The 17,586-nt window shown below is 46.9% G+C and carries 11 protein-coding genes and 6 tRNA genes; 11 read left to right on the top strand and 6 right to left on the bottom strand.

Annotated elements, in window-relative coordinates; all coding sequences use genetic code 11:
* Nucleotides 1-7 precede the first annotated feature (7 nt).
* The 6 genes from KO537_RS02290 to KO537_RS02265 all read left to right on the top strand — a co-directional run bounded on the left by KO537_RS02290 (nt 8) and on the right by KO537_RS02265 (nt 721).
* A tRNA-Lys gene (locus tag KO537_RS02290) sits at nt 8-97 on the top strand.
* 37 nt (nt 98-134) lie between these two features.
* Nucleotides 135-224, top strand: a tRNA-Lys gene (locus tag KO537_RS02285).
* Nucleotides 225-261: 37 nt separating this feature from the next.
* Nucleotides 262-337 (top strand) — tRNA-Lys (locus KO537_RS02280).
* A gap of 59 nt (nt 338-396) precedes the next feature.
* Nucleotides 397-472 (top strand) — tRNA-Lys (locus tag KO537_RS02275).
* Nucleotides 473-531: 59 nt separating this feature from the next.
* Nucleotides 532-607, top strand: a tRNA-Lys gene (locus KO537_RS02270).
* A 38-nt stretch (nt 608-645) separates the two neighbouring features.
* Nucleotides 646-721 (top strand) — tRNA-Lys (locus tag KO537_RS02265).
* Between the two features lie 376 nt (nt 722-1,097).
* Here KO537_RS02265 and KO537_RS02260 read toward each other — a convergent pair.
* The 3 genes from KO537_RS02260 to acs form a co-directional block, all read right to left on the bottom strand.
* A complete protein-coding gene (locus KO537_RS02260) occupies nt 1,098-1,358 on the bottom strand; it encodes a GrxA family glutaredoxin (RefSeq protein WP_219233760.1) in 261 nt (86 codons plus the stop codon).
* Nucleotides 1,359-1,418: 60 nt separating this feature from the next.
* Nucleotides 1,419-3,173, bottom strand: a complete 1,755-nt coding sequence (locus KO537_RS02255; RefSeq protein WP_219233759.1) for a DEAD/DEAH box helicase — start codon at nt 3,171-3,173, stop codon at nt 1,419-1,421.
* A 222-nt stretch (nt 3,174-3,395) separates the two neighbouring features.
* Nucleotides 3,396-5,348, bottom strand: coding sequence for an acetate--CoA ligase (acs, locus tag KO537_RS02250; protein WP_219233758.1), 1,953 nt, complete (start codon nt 5,346-5,348; stop codon nt 3,396-3,398).
* Between the two features lie 174 nt (nt 5,349-5,522).
* Here acs and KO537_RS02245 point away from each other — a divergent pair, with 174 nt between their 5' ends.
* The gene (locus KO537_RS02245) at nt 5,523-8,963 is read left to right on the top strand and encodes a PAS domain-containing hybrid sensor histidine kinase/response regulator (RefSeq protein ID WP_219233757.1); all 3,441 of its coding nucleotides are present in this window, start codon (nt 5,523-5,525) and stop codon (nt 8,961-8,963) included.
* 141 nt (nt 8,964-9,104) lie between these two features.
* Here the strand turns inward: KO537_RS02245 and KO537_RS02240 are convergent, their stop codons facing one another.
* Nucleotides 9,105-10,706 carry a methyl-accepting chemotaxis protein gene (locus tag KO537_RS02240; protein ID WP_219233756.1) on the bottom strand — a complete coding sequence of 534 codons (1,602 nt, stop codon included), beginning with the start codon at nt 10,704-10,706 and terminating at the stop codon, nt 9,105-9,107.
* A 379-nt stretch (nt 10,707-11,085) separates the two neighbouring features.
* A complete protein-coding gene (bioA, locus tag KO537_RS02235; protein WP_219233755.1) occupies nt 11,086-12,441 on the bottom strand; it encodes an adenosylmethionine--8-amino-7-oxononanoate transaminase in 1,356 nt (451 codons plus the stop codon).
* A 121-nt stretch (nt 12,442-12,562) separates the two neighbouring features.
* On the opposite strand from bioA, the gene bioB reads away from it, so the two are divergent.
* The 4 genes from bioB to bioD all read left to right on the top strand — a co-directional run bounded on the left by bioB (nt 12,563) and on the right by bioD (nt 16,931).
* Nucleotides 12,563-13,615 carry a biotin synthase BioB gene (bioB, locus tag KO537_RS02230; RefSeq protein ID WP_028760338.1) on the top strand — a complete coding sequence of 351 codons (1,053 nt, stop codon included), beginning with the start codon at nt 12,563-12,565 and terminating at the stop codon, nt 13,613-13,615.
* A 152-nt stretch (nt 13,616-13,767) separates the two neighbouring features.
* Complete coding sequence (locus KO537_RS02225; RefSeq protein ID WP_219233754.1) at nt 13,768-15,000, top strand: 8-amino-7-oxononanoate synthase; 1,233 nt, start codon at nt 13,768-13,770, stop codon at nt 14,998-15,000.
* A gap of 64 nt (nt 15,001-15,064) precedes the next feature.
* On the top strand, nt 15,065-16,024 hold the full coding sequence (locus tag KO537_RS02220; RefSeq protein WP_173245417.1) for a methyltransferase domain-containing protein: 960 nt from the start codon (nt 15,065-15,067) through the stop codon (nt 16,022-16,024).
* 166 nt (nt 16,025-16,190) lie between these two features.
* On the top strand, nt 16,191-16,931 hold the full coding sequence (gene bioD, locus KO537_RS02215; protein WP_105252838.1) for a dethiobiotin synthase: 741 nt from the start codon (nt 16,191-16,193) through the stop codon (nt 16,929-16,931).
* A 152-nt stretch (nt 16,932-17,083) separates the two neighbouring features.
* Here the strand turns inward: bioD and KO537_RS02210 are convergent, their stop codons facing one another.
* Nucleotides 17,084-17,383, bottom strand: a complete 300-nt coding sequence (locus KO537_RS02210; protein WP_276572359.1) for an HU family DNA-binding protein — start codon at nt 17,381-17,383, stop codon at nt 17,084-17,086.
* Between the last annotated feature and the right edge of the window lie 203 nt (nt 17,384-17,586).

The following is a 17,586-nucleotide window of genomic DNA, read 5'->3' as shown; positions in this document are numbered from 1 at the left end:
ACCAGATGGGTCGTTAGCTCAGTCGCTTTTTTATAAAGCCAGGGCAGTTGGCTTTTAACCAATCAGTCGAATGGTTCTAATCCTTAATGACACACCACTTTACTGAAAGTGTATAAATCAGCGCAACACCAGATGGGTCGTTAGCTCAGTCGCTTTTTTATAAAGCCAGGGCAGTTGGCTTTTAACCAATCAGTCGAATGGTTCTAATCCTTAATGACACACCACTTTACTGAAAGTGCATAAATCAGCACAACACCAGATGGGTCGTTAGCTCAGTCGGTAGAGCAGTTGGCTTTTAACCAATTGGTCGAAGGTTCGAATCCTTCACGACCCACCACTTATTATCAGCATTATGAATGCCACAATAAGTGAATCGTTTTATAGCAATACTTAGATGGGTCGTTAGCTCAGTCGGTAGAGCAGTTGGCTTTTAACCAATTGGTCGAAGGTTCGAATCCTTCACGACCCACCACCTATTATTCGCATTGTTGATGCCAAAATAAGTGAACATTTTTATCGTAATACCTAGATGGGTCGTTAGCTCAGTCGGTAGAGCAGTTGGCTTTTAACCAATTGGTCGAAGGTTCGAATCCTTCACGACCCACCACTTTACTGAAAGTGCATAAATCAGCGTTATGCCTCGATGGGTCGTTAGCTCAGTCGGTAGAGCAGTTGGCTTTTAACCAATTGGTCGAAGGTTCGAATCCTTCACGACCCACCACTTACTTTCTTCAGTTGTATCTCTCTCGAATTTCTCCCTGAATGTCCCACGTTAAACTCCAATACTGAGTACCGAATTTAATACCTTCGTTTTACTTATTCCACTGCAAATATTTTTCTAACATAATTATTGGCATTAGCAAGTTCGACTAATGCGGCATCTTTAAAAAGAAATGTATCTTGAGTTTGGCGATTATATTAAAGCTGACATTATGTGCAGTGATGATGACAATGGTGCGTATAATTCTGGGGGGTCTAGGCAGTTTATGTACCGAGCACTATTTATGGAAAGCTCTAATCCCACTTGGTTGTGATAAAGACTAAAAAGGAGACCTTAGGTCTCCTTTTGCATTAAGCGGATCACATATCTATAGCGTTTAATCTAACAGATTGTTTTCGCGAACATATTGTTCGAAATCTGTGCAGCCACCGACGTGTTTTTCATCGACAAAAATCTGCGGTACGGTTTCAACTGGCTTACCGACAGTTTTCTCTAAATCTGCTTTAGAGATGCCTTCAGCGTGGATATCGACATATCTGAACTTAAAGTCACCACGTTTTTCAACGAGTTGCTCAGATAATTGCACAGCACGAACGCAATAAGGACAGCCTGGACGGCCAAAAATAACAACGAACATAATAGCTCCTTAGGATTACTTTAGTCGTTTTATACCATAGGCCTAAGTGAATTGATAATGTCAGCCGCGTTTATTTTCAGTTTGATAGCGACCTTGGTAATCAAAATAGCTTTCGAGCAGATCCCAGCCTTTTTTATGTTTCTTCAGCAGCAAGAGATCGGGCATGCGGAATTTATCCGCATCGCTGATTAACTCTGTCACCTTAGTGTACTTTTTCGGTTTTAATCCCGGTGTTCGGCTATGGGGAAAGATGAATAAGGCATATAGGGCTCGCCACTGGGCCGGCGTTTGTAATTTAAAGCGGCGATTGAATTCATTACCGTCGATATCGAGGTACTGCACTTTCAGATTACCGTCATCGTCGATGAGGCTCATATGCTGGCAGCGGAATAAATGATGGTGCTGCTGGCTGAGCACTTGGCGTAGGCGTTTATCGGGATCGATGAGGGTCGATTGGCAGTGCTGGCAAATGCGCGCGGCGATATCATTCTCTTCACCGCAATCAGGGCAAGATTTAGATCTAAATCGAAAGTCGCACTGCAGCTTTTTACCTTGCTGTTCGACTATGCCCTGACAGCGGCGACCAAAGTGTTCGATAATGTCGCCATCGTCGTCTGTGAGTCCCCAGAATATATTGGCAAAATCGCATACTGGGCAATGTACTTGCACGGGTACCGATTTACTGTTGGGTTTAGCTTGGCCGACCTCAGGGAAATACAAGTCATAACCATTGGCTGCATAGTCGATGATAAGACAATCTTTTTTGCCTTCAGCGATTCGCAATCCACGGCCGATCATTTGTTGAAATAGACTGACTGAGGCGGTAGGGCGCAAAATTGCAATCAAATCCACATGGGGCGCGTCGAAGCCTGTCGTCAACACAGCAACGTTGACTAAAAACTTAAGCTCTTGGGCTTTAAAGCGTTCAATCGTCGCGTCACGTTCATTGTCGTGCGTTTGTGCTGTGATAATGGCACTTTGTGCAGCGTGAGCTTGGTTGAGTATGCCAAAAATCTCATTGGCGTGGCGTACCGTTGCCGCAAAAATGATAATGCCTTTCCTATGTTGGCTCAGTTCAATGAGCTGTTTCACAATCGCTGTGGTCGCGCGGCCGTAATGTCCCAGTAAATCGTTAACCTCGGCTTCGGCATATTCGCCATTCTCGTTTGTTTTAAGTTGGCTGAAGTCGTACTGGGCACTTAGGCCATCAAACAGTGTTGGCGCTGTGAGGTAACCTTGCTTAATGAGCGGCCTGATGGGTAGCTCGAACACACAATGTTCGAATACGGCATGTTCGGGAGACCCCACTTTGCCGTGATAGTGTTGCTGATAAATCCAGCCAGTGCCAAGGCGATAGGGCGTGGCGGTGAGACCGAGCAATCTCAATTGGGGATTTTTAGTGCGTAAATGGTTGAGTACTTGCTGATATTGGCTGGTTTTTTCTAGGCTGACTCTGTGGCATTCATCAATAATGACTAACGAGAACGGCTGATCGAACTGCGTTAATCCCCGCGCTGCCGATTGAATACTGGCAACGACGGTTTTTCCGTCGGTGGCTTTTTGATTGAGTCCCGCCGCATAGATACTGGCTTGTGCTGTGAGGAGGCCGACTTTCTCGGCATTTTGAGCAACTAATTCTTTCACATGGGTGAGCACTAAGACTCTACCTTTGGCGATGCGTGCCAGTTCGGCGATCACTATGCTTTTGCCCGCGCCTGTGGGCAATACAAGTACGGCGGAAGCTTGGCTTTGCCTAAAATGGGCGATGGCGGCATTAACCGCTTGTTGTTGATAGTCTCTGAGTTTGACTGACACGCTGATAAAAAATCTATGCTGAATAAAAGTGAGGTCGCAAGCTTAACATAACAGGCAAAAAAAATGCCCCTGGTTGGAGGGGCAAGCTAGAGAAAGGAGCAATCACACACACTCTCTCAACAGGGTTCACTTTTAACCTGAGGTTTAAAAAGGGAGGTTCAGGTTACGCTTAGCCTATTGGGCATAGACTAAGCGTTGTGGACGTTATTCGTGACTCGGATATTACTCAGTACGATTTAAGCGTGATTCAATCAAGGTCTCGATCACCGCTGGATCGGCCAAGGTTGATGCATCCCCTAAGTTTGTCACTTCGTTAGCGGCAATCTTACGCAGGAAGCGGCGCATAATCTTGCCTGAACGTGTCTTAGGTAAGCCCGTCGCCCATTGGATGAGATCTGGGGTTGCCAGCGCACCAATTTCTTTACGGACCCATTGACGCAGCTCTTGACGTAGCTCTTCGGTTTCTTCAGTGCCGCGGGTTAGCGTGACATACGCATAAATACCTTGGCCTTTAATATCATGTGGGTAGCCAACTACTGCAGCCTCGGCAACCAGTTCGTGTGATACCAGCGCACTTTCAACCTCTGCTGTACCTAATCTGTGGCCGGACACGTTGATCACGTCATCGACGCGGCCAGTGATCCAGTAGTAGCCATCTTCATCACGGCGTGCACCGTCACCGGTAAAATACATGCCGCGGAAGGTTTTAAAGTAGGTTAGTACAAATCGTTCGTGGTCGCCATACACAGTACGCATTTGGCCCGGCCAAGAATCGAGTAACACTAAGTTACCTTCGTTCTCACCTTCTAAAATATTCCCCATGTTATCAACTAAGGCGGGTTGAACGCCAAAGAACGGACGGGTAGCTGAGCCTGGTTTAGTGTCGGTCGCGCCTGGCAGTGGGGTGATCAAAATGCCGCCGGTTTCAGTTTGCCACCAAGTATCGACGATAGGGCAATGCTCATGACCTATCACCTCATGGTACCAACGCCATGCTTCTGGGTTGATAGGTTCACCTACCGAGCCCATGATCCTCAAGCTGCTACCATCGAACTTATCGAAGTGTTGCTTACCTTCGGCCATCAGCGCGCGAATTAAGGTTGGCGCTGTATATAGAATGTTCACTTTATGGCGGTCAATCATTTCGCCTAAACGGGCAGGACTTGGATGATTCGGCACACCTTCATGGATAAGCACAGTCGCACCATTGGCGAGCGGGCCGTAAACCATGTAAGAGTGGCCAGTGATCCAACCCACATCCGCGGTACACCAGTACACTTCACCCGCTTTGTAGTCGAACACATATTCATGGGTCATAGACGCATAAACCATGTAGCCGCCAGTGGTGTGCAATACGCCCTTGGGATTACCGGTTGAACCTGAGGTATAAAGCAAGAATAACGGTGCTTCGGCGTCCATTTCTTCTGGTTGGCAGTGCTCAGATGCGGTTTCCATCAGTGAATGCCACCACACATCACGGCTTTCTACCCAATCCACTTTGCCGCCAGTACGCTTCAGCACTATGACTTTTTCAATAGTAGTGACATCAGGATGCTTTAAGGCATCATCTATGTTGCGCTTCAATGGGATAGCACGACCACCGCGCATACCTTCATCGGAGGTAATAATGACTTTGGATTTACCGTCAATCACGCGAGAGGCGATTGAATCCGGTGAGAAACCACCGAAGACCACAGAGTGCACAGCGCCGATACGGGCACAGGCAAGCATAGCGACTGCGGCTTCTGGCACCATAGGCATGTAAATTGTGACTATATCCCCGCGGCGCACGCCTTGGCTGCGCAGTGCGTTGGCAAACTTACACACATCTGCATGTAATTCACCGTAGGTGATTTTGCGTTGTTCGCTGGCGTTATCGCCTTCCCAAATAATCGCCACGCGATCACTGTGCTCGGCTAAATGACGGTCTAAACAGTTGGCTGAAGCATTCAGGGTGCCATCGTAAAACCAATTGATCGATAAATTATGGTCATCAAAAGAGGTTTTTTTAATTTTGGTATAGGGTTTTATCCAATCAATACGCTTGCCGTGTTCTCTCCAGAAACCTTCAGGATTGACAATCGACTCTTGGTACATTGTTTTATATTTATCGTTGTTTACAAGTGCATTGGCAGCGATATTGCCGGAGACTTTGTAGAGAGACTGCGAGCTCATAGGGCTTCCCTTTTGAAAAATTGCGTGGACTGAGTATGGTATGCAAGGGGGCGGCAACTCCATTAGACCTTGGTCTAGTGTTAAATTTTCCTTTATATTTAGTCTGTTGCATTAAAAATCCGGCTAGATTTTAGACAGGTTTTATCGCACAATAATCAGAAAAAAGAGCAAAGTATGAATTTAACCTTAGTCGTTGCTGTTATTGCCGTCTGTTATGTCTCGCTTTTATTCCTATTGGCTTGGGGGGCGGAGCGTTGGTTTACTCAGATCACTAAAAAGCTTCAGGTCGTTATCTATGGTCTGAGCTTAGCGGTTTATTGCTCCTCGTGGAGTTTTTTAGGCACAGTTGGGCAATCGGCTAAGGATTTTTGGTCTTTCTTACCGATTTTTATCGGCCCTATTCTGATTTTTACTTTAGGTTTTGGCATGTTACGCAAGATGGTATTAGTGTCTAAGGCGCAAAATATCACTTCCGTGGCCGACTTTATTGCCGCCCGTTATGGTAAGTCTCAAACTTTAGCGGCTTTAGTCACCTTAATCGCCTTGTTTGGTATCATGCCCTATATCGCCCTACAGCTTAAGGCGATGGTGTTCAGTCTTAATTTGTTTCAACCTGCTGACGATCCCCTCGATGGCGTGACGATTCCGTTACTGATCACTTCGCTGTTAGCCATATTTGCCATTTTATTTGGTACTCGCAAACTCGATGCGACCGAGCATAATCCCGGCATGATGCTCGCGATTGCCTTTGAGTCTCTGGTGAAACTTGCCGCATTTTTGTTGGTCGGCATCGTCATCAGTTTCGGAGTGTTCGATGGTTTTGGGGATATTTGGCAGCAGGCCAGTGCGCAGTCACTAATTAATTATCCCAATCCACGTATTGAAGCTTTAATGCCTGAGTTACTCGTCGGAATGGCGGCCTTTTTATGTATGCCAAGGCAGTTCCATGTAATGGTGGTGGAATGCGCTGATGAGTCCGTATTGTCAAAAGGGCGTTGGCTGTTTCCCATTTATTTAGCACTTTTCGGTTTATTCGTTGGACCGCTCGCCTTGGCGGGGAAGCTCATCCTCGGAGACTCCGTGTCGGCCGATACCTATGTGATTAATTTACCGCTGGCGTTAGATCAACCCTTGTTGGCTGTTATTGCTTTGCTGGGCACCTTATCTGCGGCAACGGGTATGGTCATTGTTGCTGTAGTGACTATCAGTGTGATGGTAAGTAACGAATGGCTGGTGCCAGTGATGCTGCGCACGGGTTATATCCGCGAGAAAAACTTCAGTCAGTTCTCGCACCTGTTACTTAATGCCCGCCGCTTGGCGATCGTGATTATTCTTGGCTTAGGCTATGGCAGCTATTTGGCATTATCAGACAGTGATTCCTTGTCCCATTTAGGCATGTTGTCTTTTGGAGCTTTTGCCCAACTCGCGCCAGCTTTAGTCGGTGGACTCTATTGGAAACACGGCAATCGTGCTGGGGTATTTTTAGGGCTCGGCGTGGGCTTTACGCTGTGGTTCTATATCATGTTGCAGGGCATGACCGATGTGCAAAGTTCATCGGCGTTCTTGTCTAGTGTCGCGAGCGAGAAAGGCCTGCTAGATGCGATAACGCCCAATGTGCGTGATGCGCTGACGGCTCTTTTTGCCAATATCGCCTGTTATATTTTGGGTTCTATTTGGTTTAGAGCCGGTGTGGCTGAGCGTATTCAGGCCAGTGCTTTTGTGAGCCCTGGCAAATTGAAAAACAGTGCCAATAAGAAAAATGGTCCGATTTCACAGCAAGATTTACTGATACTGGCGAGTCGCTTCGTTAGCCCAACACGCGCCTACGAGAGTTTTAGCCGTTTCTCGATTGATGCGGTAAAAAGTGATAGTTGGCATAAAGCGGCGCCGCCTGAGCTGATTTCCCACACTGAACGTTTATTGGCGGGGGTGCTTGGCGCTTCAAGCGCAGCGCTAGTGATGGATTCCGTGCTGCAAGGGCGCGATTTAGCGCTGGATGAAGTCTTTAGTCTGGTCGATGAAGCTTCATCGAAAATCATGCTCAGTCAAGACATGTTGCGCGGCGCGATTGAGCATGCCTATGAAGGCATGAGTGTTATCGATAACGATCTCAATCTTGTGGCATGGAATTACAAATATGTGGAGCTGTATCAATATCCCGATGGATTTTTGCAGCAGGGCATGCCGATCAGTGAAGTGATCCGCTTTAATGCGGCGCGGGGTTATTGTGGTGAAGGTGAAATAGAACAGCAGGTTGAGCAGCGGGTGCAGCACATGCGTAATGGCACGCCGCACACTTCTGAGCGCCATCGCAGGGACGGTAAAGTGATAAAAATTCAGGGAAATCCTATGCCAGATGGCGGCTTTGTGATGACCTTTACCGACATTACTCAGTATCGCGAACAGGAGCGCGCGCTGCTTGAGGCCAATGAAACCTTAGAGAGCCGTGTTAACGAACGTACCTATGAATTGGCTATGTTAAACAGTGAGTTACTGGAGGCTAAAGCGCAGGAAGAAATCGCTAACGCTTCTAAGAGTCGCTTCTTGGCCGCCGTCGGCCATGATTTAATGCAGCCACTTAATGCTGCGCGATTGTTCACTGCGTCGTTATCTCAGTATCCCAATCTAGATCGTGAGGCCAGAACCACCTTATCCCATGTGAATAGCTCGCTAAAAATTGCCGGCGAATTGCTCACCGACCTATTGGATATTTCTAAACTCGACTCAGGTATGGTGGATGTTAATCGCCGTGACTTTGCGATTTCAGAACTTATCAATGGGTTATCGGTGGAATTTGAGGCGATGGCAGCGGATAACCAAATTCGTTTTAAGATGGTCCCATGCAGCGCAACCGTTAATTCTGATCCTTCGTTACTGCGCAGAGTATTACAAAACTTTTTAACCAATGCCTACCGTTATGCTCGCGGTGGCAGAGTGTTATTTGGTTGCCGTCATCGAGGTCATTACCTTGAAATCCAAGTGTTAGATACGGGTTGTGGTATTGATGAAAAAGAAACTCAAGAAATTTTCAAAGAATTTAAGCGGTTGAATAATCCTAAGAGCAACAATGTTAGCGGCTTGGGCTTAGGTCTGGCGATTGCTGATCGCATCAGTAAAGTGTTAGAACACGGTATTCAGGTTTCGTCCCATTTAGGGCGCGGCTCGGTCTTCTCCATTTGTGTTCCGCTTGGAGAAACTGTGCGTCAGCCACAAGTGAAAGCGTTACCGTCGCTGCTGCAGCCGTTATCGGGTATCAAAGTGTTGTGTATCGACAACGAAGAGGCCATTTTAGCTGGATTAGAAAGCTTATTAAGCCGCTGGCAGTGTGAGGTTATCTGTGCAAAAGATTTATCCGATGCACGCATTAAACTAGGACTGAAAGGCGTCGCGCCTGATATTGTGCTCGCGGATTACCATTTAGATGATGGCCAAAATGGCGTCGATGCGATGGACGGTATTCGCGCGCTTTATGGACAAGATTTACCCGGTATTTTGATCACCGCTAATACCCGCAAAGAGTTGGTGGAAGATGTGCAACGCCGCGGCTATCACTATATGGCGAAAATGATAAAACCTGCCGCGCTACGTGCCTTGATTTCTAGCTTGGTAAAATAAGCTTGGTATACGTGCTAGGTAACATGAGTTTAGTGACGTCTGCACGTTTAACGAAATGCCAAGATAATCGCGTAATTTTTTATGCGGCTTATCTTGGCTAAACGGTTTGACACAGGTTTGTGGGTGTAACTAAATACATGACTAGAGTTTGAATACGGCCAGTTTATTGTTTAAATTCAGTGATAATTCGGCCAAACTTTCACTTTCTTGAGCCAAATAAGTTGCCGATTCAGAGACTTCGAGCGCTGAGTTATTAATCCCGCACACGTTTCTGTTCATGTCTTCTGCGACCACACTTTGTTCTTCTGCGGCGGTGGCGATATGGGTTGCCATGTCACTCACATGTTTTATATGAGCAACAATAAGCGATAAATCTTTCCCCGCTTTTGCCGATTGACTCACACTGTTTTCTGCCAGTGCACGGCTTGCATCCATTGCCTTAGCGGCGCTCACGGCCCGTTGTTGCAATAATGAAATCGTGTTTTGAATTTCTTCGGTCGATTGCCTAGTGCGACTGGCAAGTTGCCTCACTTCATCGGCGACTACAGCGAATCCTCGCCCTTGCTCGCCAGCGCGGGCGGCTTCAATGGCCGCATTCAGTGCCAGCAAGTTGGTTTGGTCTGAAATCGCGCTGATCACTGAGGTGACCTCGCTGATCTGCATGACTTCCTCTTTAAGCATATTTACTTGATCCGTCGCTTGCTCCACTTCTTTGGCAAGAGCATGAATACCATCTACGCTGGCGTGAACATCTTGGTCGCCAAGGCCAGCTTCCCAAGTGGCTTCTTTGGTATCTTTGGCTGTGCTCTCCGCATTATTCGCGACATCGGCGATAGTGGCGCTCATTTCATTCATGGCGGTGGCAAGTTGGGCGAGTTGATCCCGCTGATTATTTACCGCTTGATTGGTTTCCTCTGCAGTTGAGGCGATACGAGCCGAGGCCTGTGCAACATTGTCAGCGCTATGACTTGCTTGAAGTAAAGTGCTACGAATGGAGTCTATGCTTTGGTTTATATTGTGGGCTAAGATGCCAAGTTCATCTTTACCATAGATTTTTAGCTGAGTCGTTAAATCACCTTTTGTGATGGCGAGCATAGCCAGATTCACATCATCCAATGGCTGAGTAATAGAGCGGCTAATGGCATAACCTAGCCAAGCCATAAGCACAATAATGAAAAATGTAATGCCTCCCATGGTGAGGTATTCATTCCAAATGGTGGCTTCGATATCTTGGAGTAACATACCTGAGCCTAAGATCCAGCCCCAAGGTTTAAATCCCATGACAAGTGAGATTTTTTGCGCTGATTTGCCATTCGCCGTCGTCCAGCGGTATTCGACTAATCCTTGTTTGCCATCACGGCCGAGTTCGACCATTTCGAACCAATAATTCTCTTCGCCTCGATTACCCATTTGTTGGCCAACCAGTTCTTTTTTGATGGGATGAACGATAACGTGCCTCGATTCATCAATCACAAACAAGTAGTTATCACCATCAAAACGCATGTCGTTCAACATGTCTTTAGCGGCTTGCTGTGCTTGCTCTAGGGGGAGCGATTGCGACAACGCTTGGATACGGGTGCTGGCGAGGGACAATACGGCATTAAGTCGTGCTTCACGCTCTGCCATCAGGTTGTGCTTTAGGGCTGTGACGGAAATAGTGAGTAAAATTAAGGCACCTGCGAGGGCGATAATGAGCTGTAGTGCGAGTTTTCGATTAACGGGGATGTCAGCGAGTTTGAACATATGATCTCCTTTTCTTTGTGTAGCTATTTAAGCCATTCCCTCTGCTCAAGTTGTTGTCAGCTTTTGGCGAAAGATATGTTGTGTAAAGTGAGTGATATAAGCATCGTTGGCTTTGATAAAATTTCCAGTTGGTGGATTAAATAAATGCACTAAATTACAGAGTTTTAATGGAAATTGTGAGCAATATTGCAATTGCAACCTTAGCGCGTTTATCTATCAAGAGAATGTGAGATTCGAACAAGGGAAGGGCTGCTGAGTCTGATATAAGCCAAGCAGTTCGAACCCCTAGCGCACAGTGCGCAGGGGTTCGTTTATTCGACGTTAAAGGCTTATTGAGTTGAAAGAGCGTTAAGCTAAAAGATGGTCAAGTGTTAAAGCATCAACCGTGGCTGATAAGCTGCGGCTCAAGACTTTTTGATACCGCGCTAATACCTGCTGCGACTTGCTTCATCGCACTGGTGAGTTGGCTTAATTGTGCTGAGCTAATGATATAGGGCGGCATGATATAGATAAGGTTGGCGAAGGGACGCACCCAGACGCCTAAATCAACAAATTGTTGCTGTAACTCAGCGGTATTGACGGGTTCGTGCATCTCTAACACGCCGACAGCGCCGAGCACTCGCAAATCTTTTACGCTCGGCAAATCAATCGCATCCTTAAGTTCTAAGCGCATTTGCTGCTCGATAGCAGCCACTTGCGCTTGCCATTCATTACGGTTAATTATGTCTAAGCTTGCACACGCCGCGGCGCAGGCTAGCGGGTTACCCATAAAAGTAGGGCCATGCATAAACACGCCTGCGGGAGATTGGCTTATGCCTTGGGCAACTTTATCGGTACATAGCGTTGCCGCTAGGCTGATATAACCGCCAGTCAGCGCTTTGCCTAAACATAAGATATCAGGGGTAATATGGGCGTGTTCATAGGCAAAAAGCTTACCTGTTCGACCAAAGCCAGTGGCAATCTCATCTAAGATCAGCAAGACATCAAATTCATCACATAGGGCACGAAGACCCGCTAAATAATCTGCGCTGTAGAAACGCATACCGCCAGCGCCTTGCATTATCGGCTCTATAATCACTGCGGCAATATCATGGTGATTAATGCTTAATATGTCGCGCATTGCGGTTAAATCATCGGCTTGTAAGGCTTCGCCAAAGGCGGTTTGTGGCGCGGGCACAAATGATTGCTTGGTTACTGCATCGCCAAACATAGTGTGCATGCCGCCTTCGGGATCGCATACGCTCATCGCGGCAAAGGTATCGCCGTGGTAACCCTTCTTAACGGTAAGAATGCGTTGTTTTAGCGGTCGCTCTTCTCCATGTACACTTCGCCCTTGCCAACTCTGACCTTGCCAATATTGCAGCGCCATTTTAATTGCCACTTCGACTGAGATAGATCCAGAGTCGCACAAAAAGACCTTTGTCAGCGGTTCGCAGGTCATAGCGATAAGTTTTTTGCACAGTTCAATGGCGGGTTCATGGGTGATACCGCCAAACATCACATGGCTCAGTTGATGCAACTGTTTTTCCATCGCGGTTAATATCTCGGGATGTGCATAGCCGTGCACACAGGCCCACCACGAGCTAGTGCCATCGACCAACTTGCGGCCATCAACTAATTCCAATTCACAGCCTTTGGCACTGTGTACACCAAAAACAGGAAGAGATCGGGTCATTGAGGTGTAAGGATGCCAAATATGGGCGCTATCAAAGTCAAAATCGAGTAAATTGCGCATAAATGCTCACTTTTGGGTGATAAAGTAGCCATTAGTAAACTTGGTTCACTGGTTGGCGTTGACAGTTTAAGGGCTGAGGTTATCCTAGCCAAGATAAAAAACAGAATAAAAAGGGTGTTCAATGTCGCAGTTGCAAGTTCGTCATGATTGGAAGCGGGAAGAAATCGAAGCCTTATTTGCGCTGCCGATGAATGACTTATTATTTAAAGCACACAGTATTCACCGTGAGGTATACGATCCTAATGAAGTGCAAATTAGCCGTTTATTATCGATTAAAACTGGTGCTTGCCCTGAGGATTGTAAATATTGCCCGCAGAGTGCTCGCTATGACACAGGTCTAGAAAAAGAGCGTTTGCTGGCAATGGAAACTGTGCTGACCGAGGCACGCAGTGCTAAAGCCGCGGGTGCCTCTCGTTTCTGCATGGGCGCAGCTTGGCGTAATCCAAAAGAAAAAGACATGCCGTACCTTAAACAAATGGTGCAAGAAGTTAAAGCCTTAGGTATGGAAACCTGTATGACGCTTGGTATGCTGTCTGAAGATCAAGCGAACGATTTAGCCAGTGCTGGCTTAGATTATTACAACCATAATTTAGATACTTCGCCTGAATATTACGGCGATGTGATCACGACACGTACCTATCAAAATCGTTTAGATACACTGACACATGTGCGTGCTTCTGGCATGAAAGTGTGCTCGGGCGGGATTGTCGGCATGGGTGAAAAGGCGACGGATCGTGCAGGCTTACTACAACAGCTGGCTAATTTACCGCAGCATCCTGATTCAGTGCCGATCAATATGTTAGTTAAAGTGGCGGGCACGCCGTTTGAGAAGCTTGACGACCTCGACCCACTCGAATTTGTGCGTACTATCGCCGTAGCGCGTATCTTAATGCCGCTTTCCCGCGTGCGGTTATCGGCAGGCCGCGAAAATATGAGTGATGAGTTGCAGGCCATGTGTTTCTTTGCTGGCGCTAACTCGATTTTCTATGGTTGTAAATTGCTGACCACACCAAACCCAGAAGAAAGCGATGATATGGGGCTATTTCGACGTTTAGGCTTACGTCCAGAGCAGGGCGCCGCGGCAAAACTGGAAGAAGAAAGTGCTGTTTTAGCAAAAGCGGCGGCCTATCAAGATAAGTCATCGGCACAATTCTATGACGCGGGTGCTTTGTAATATCACTGAGTGTATGTTGTCCGACAAACAGGTCGAATAGCCTGTAAACCTTGTTGGCTGCAGCCTATTTTGATTGCGGCCGATAGCTTTATTGGCCGCACTCCATTTTTCAAGCAAGCATTTTTAAGACAATCATTCTTGAGGCTAAATCGATGAGTTCTCTGCTCGAGATGAAAATTGCCGACCGTCAGCAAGCCTTACGTGAGCAAGGTTTATTACGGCAACGTAAAATGCTGAGTGTTGATCACAGCTTTGATGTTAACGCACCCACTTCGAGCCCGCGCTTTGTGTTCGAAGGGCGATCCTATGTTAATTTTAGCAGTAATGATTATTTAGGCTTATCCCGCGTTCCTGAGTTGGTTGAAGCACTGCACCTTGGCGCGCAGACCTACGGTGTGGGTAGCGGCGCATCGCCCTTAGTGACAGGGTACAGTGATGCGCATGTCACACTTGAACGTGAACTCTGCGCCTTAACGGGGCATGAAGCGGGATTACTATTCTGCTCGGGCTTTAGTGCTAATACGGCGTTAATGAAAACCTTGTTTGATCAGCAAGATACTGTGATTGCCGATAAACTTGTGCATGCCTCAATTATTGATGGTTTACAAGATAGTGGCGCGCAGCTTAAACGTTTTTTACACAATTCGCTTGAGAGCGCTGAGCGGCTTCTGACTCGAAATCACGCATCGGCGTTAATCACAGAAAGCGTGTTTAGCATGGACGGGGATTGTGCGCCGATCGTGCAGTTATCGGCGCTTTGTCGTCAACAAAATACTTGGTTGATTGTTGATGATGCCCATGGTTTTGCGGTACTCGATGGCTATCAAGATAGTGATGCAAGAGATAAAGCCGCCAAGCTTATCGATGTGCAAGTGGTGACCTTTGGTAAGGCATTAGGTTGCCAAGGCGCAGCGGTTTTGGGGAGTCAGACGCTGATCGACTTTTTGGTCAGTAATGCCCGCGAATATATTTATTCGACCGCCTTATCGCCCGCCAATGCCGCATTAGCGTTAGCCGCGACTCGGTACTGCACTGCACATCCTGAGTTACAGCAGAAACTGCTTGAGAATATTTCGCTATTCAAACAGTTATGCCTCGATGCTGCCGTGCCCCTTTTAGGTTCGGATACCGCAATTCAGCCGTTGATCATTGGCGATGCGCAGCAAACCCTGCAAGTCGCCGAAGCGTTAAGAGCTGCGGGCATTTGGGTTGGGGCGATTCGCCCGCCGACGGTACCTGTAGGGTCGGCGCGGTTACGCATTACCTTAACGGCGACCCATACCGCTGAAGATATTGCTGCTTGTGTTGAGCAATTAGCCCAAGTGCTCAGTCGTGTTGGTATTCCGCTTGTCAGTGAACGAGAATCTGCCGATGAGTACAGATAAATGTACCCTATAGATCGCGTTATTTTATTGAATGTTAAGTTTTTATGGTTGAGTGTTAGTTAAAATGCCAAGCCTGATAAAGTCTAGTGATCTAAGCTGTAGTGAGTCTGCTCATGAGTCAAACAAGTTTATAGCTTGCGATCTTAAGCTGAGCAAGCTTGATGTGGACGCTTCTTATGGGGGCGTTCTCGCGGGGACTGTGTCCAATGTGCACGGAACTCAAATTGCTGAACGTTTTTCCGCAGCGGCCCATAGTTACCAAGATCATAATCAATTACAACGCCTGAGCGCTGCCAGTTTACTCAGTGAGTTTTCGGCAGCAGGTTATCTGTTAGATATAGGGGCAGGCCCAGGCACGGATTTTTCTGCGTACCACAGTGTGTCTCAACCAGCAGATCTCTCTACGCAAAATCCATCCACAACTGTATTTGCCGTGGATATTGCCCTTGGCATGCTACAAAAGCTAAAACAGTCTTATCCCGATTATCTCGGCGTATGTGCCGATGCGCAGTGTTTACCTTTTACCAATGGCTGCATGGATGTTATTTACTCTAATCTAGCCCTGCAATGGTGTGCTGATTTTCCTGCTGCGGTAGCCGAAATGGCGCGGGTACTTAAGCCGAACGGCGAGTGTCATTTGAGCCTAGTAGCGCAGGGGAGTTTGAATCAATTAGCTGAATTAGGGTTAAGAGTGAATGACTTTTCGACGCTGGAGGTGCTAAAAGCTGCATTTAAACTCGATACATGGCAATTACTTGAAGTGCGACTCGTCCCTATGACAGTGTATTTTGACACTCTTAAGGCACTACTCTATTCAATTAAAGGTGTGGGGGCTTCTGTACATGTCGCCAGTTCAACAACTCGGGTTTCAGGTTCAACAGTGAGTGCTTCAGAATTCACTCCACGGCTGCGTGGTCGTCAAGATTGGCAGGACATGCAGGCCAAAGCCGAATCGCTACGTTTACCCCAAGGTTTGCCTTTAACCTACCAGATAGTTCAAATACGTGCTCGGCGTAGGTTTTAAAGTTCACATATTATGCCTTTAGTCATGGCATTATCAATTAGCACTAATATCTAGAAAACGTTGGATTTTTAACATTACGTATAGAGATCGTTAGCTATATGGACATTTAGCTTATGGAGAGTGTGCTTAACAAAGCACAACTCATAGCAACAGATAAGGATCTAATATGTATTTTGTAACAGGTACAGATACCGATAGCGGTAAGACTTTGGTTTCGGCGGCATTATTAACCGCTGTGAATCGTTTAGGGCTCATAGCCAATGCTGACTCTGCTGTGAGTATTCTTGCAGCCAACACTATGTTGACTTTAGGTGTTAAGCCCATCGCCTCGGGCTGCGCGCAAACCTCTGAAGGATTGCGCAATGCCGATGCGTTACAGCTGATGACGTCATCATCATTAAAACTGGCTTATCCACTCATCAATCCTTTTTCCTTCGAACCTGCGATTGCACCGCACATTGCCGCCGCCCAAGTGGGCGTGAGTTTAGCGCCTGAAGCTATTATTGAAAGTTTAGATTTAGTGGCATTTGCTCAAGCGGATTTTTGCTTGATTGAAGGCGCGGGAGGCTGGCGTTTACCCTTAGGTGATGGCAGGTATCTTTCGGAAGTCGTACAGAGATTAGAACTGCCAGTGATACTCGTGGTTGGCATGAAACTCGGCTGCTTAAATCATGCATTGCTGACTCAAGAGGCGATATTGGCCGATGGGCTTAAGATTGCAGGCTGGGTTGCTAATCGTGTCGATCCGAACATGAGTATGTTTGAGGAGAATCTGACGAGCCTTAAAGAGATGATGACAGCACCTTTCCTCGGTTGTGTGCCATTTCTTGAGGATCCAAGTGCTGAAAATGCTGCTGACTATGTCGATATTGCGCCACTTTATCAAGGTGAGGAGAGCAATACTTAGCGACTACTTAATTGTTTAAGACTTTCCCCTAAGCGGAACGGTTATTTTTCTTTTGATAAAAAATGAGCCTCAAATTATGTTGAGGCTCATTTCTATCAAGGCTGCTGACTAATATTCGCAAAATCTCGCAAAATAGTGCCTGCACATTGAAGCTAAGCACCGCTATTGATTTGCTGCTTCAATGCGGTTGAGGCTTTAAAGCTGGGCTGATTGTAACCGTCGATTTCTATGGCTTCGCCCGTTTGTGGATTACGCCCCGTTTTAGCGACATGGTATCTGAGTTCAAAGGTGCCAAATTGTGGCAGGAAAATTTTCTCGCCTTCGCTCAAGGCAACGTGGATCTGTTGCAGTATCTGCTCAACCACAGGTTTAGTACTCGCTTGCGATACATTGAGCTCGGCGGCAATACGTTGGATAAGTTGTGCTTTGTTCATAGAAACCTCTGAAGTCAGCTTAGGTTCAATCGAAGGGGAGTTATAACAAGCTCGTCCCGAGATTGAAAGCCATAGCAAGCTCAGCGCGGTTGATTGGTGTTTTATTGACAGGCTTGTGAAGCTTTTGGTGATTGTGTGTTGCTAAAGTAAGTACAAGTTTGTCGGATTGAGTGGTGGGCTGATTTTACTGGGCGAAGTGACTGACTTAATTTAAAGGCTTA

The sequence above is a fragment of the Shewanella sp. NKUCC01_JLK genome (genome assembly GCF_019345615.1).
In the GTDB taxonomy this organism is placed as follows: domain Bacteria; phylum Pseudomonadota; class Gammaproteobacteria; order Enterobacterales; family Shewanellaceae; genus Shewanella; species Shewanella oncorhynchi.
Note: the sequence above shows the minus strand (reverse complement) of the source record. Positions and strands in the feature narration are given on the sequence as shown.

Excerpts from the sequence above, each read along its gene's own strand:
- KO537_RS02260 (WP_219233760.1), bottom strand. The coding sequence starts at position 1,358 with ATGTTCGTTGTTATTTTTGGCCGTCCAGGCTGTCCTTATTGCGTTCGT.
- acs (WP_219233758.1), bottom strand. The coding sequence starts at position 5,348 with ATGAGCTCGCAGTCTCTCTACAAAGTCTCCGGCAATATCGCTGCCAAT.
- KO537_RS02245 (WP_219233757.1), top strand. The coding sequence starts at position 5,523 with ATGAATTTAACCTTAGTCGTTGCTGTTATTGCCGTCTGTTATGTCTCG.
- KO537_RS02240 (WP_219233756.1), bottom strand. The coding sequence starts at position 10,706 with ATGTTCAAACTCGCTGACATCCCCGTTAATCGAAAACTCGCACTACAG.
- bioA (WP_219233755.1), bottom strand. The coding sequence starts at position 12,441 with ATGCGCAATTTACTCGATTTTGACTTTGATAGCGCCCATATTTGGCAT.
- bioB (WP_028760338.1), top strand. The coding sequence starts at position 12,563 with ATGTCGCAGTTGCAAGTTCGTCATGATTGGAAGCGGGAAGAAATCGAA.
- KO537_RS02225 (WP_219233754.1), top strand. The coding sequence starts at position 13,768 with ATGAGTTCTCTGCTCGAGATGAAAATTGCCGACCGTCAGCAAGCCTTA.
- KO537_RS02220 (WP_173245417.1), top strand. The coding sequence starts at position 15,065 with ATGCCAAGCCTGATAAAGTCTAGTGATCTAAGCTGTAGTGAGTCTGCT.
- bioD (WP_105252838.1), top strand. The coding sequence starts at position 16,191 with ATGTATTTTGTAACAGGTACAGATACCGATAGCGGTAAGACTTTGGTT.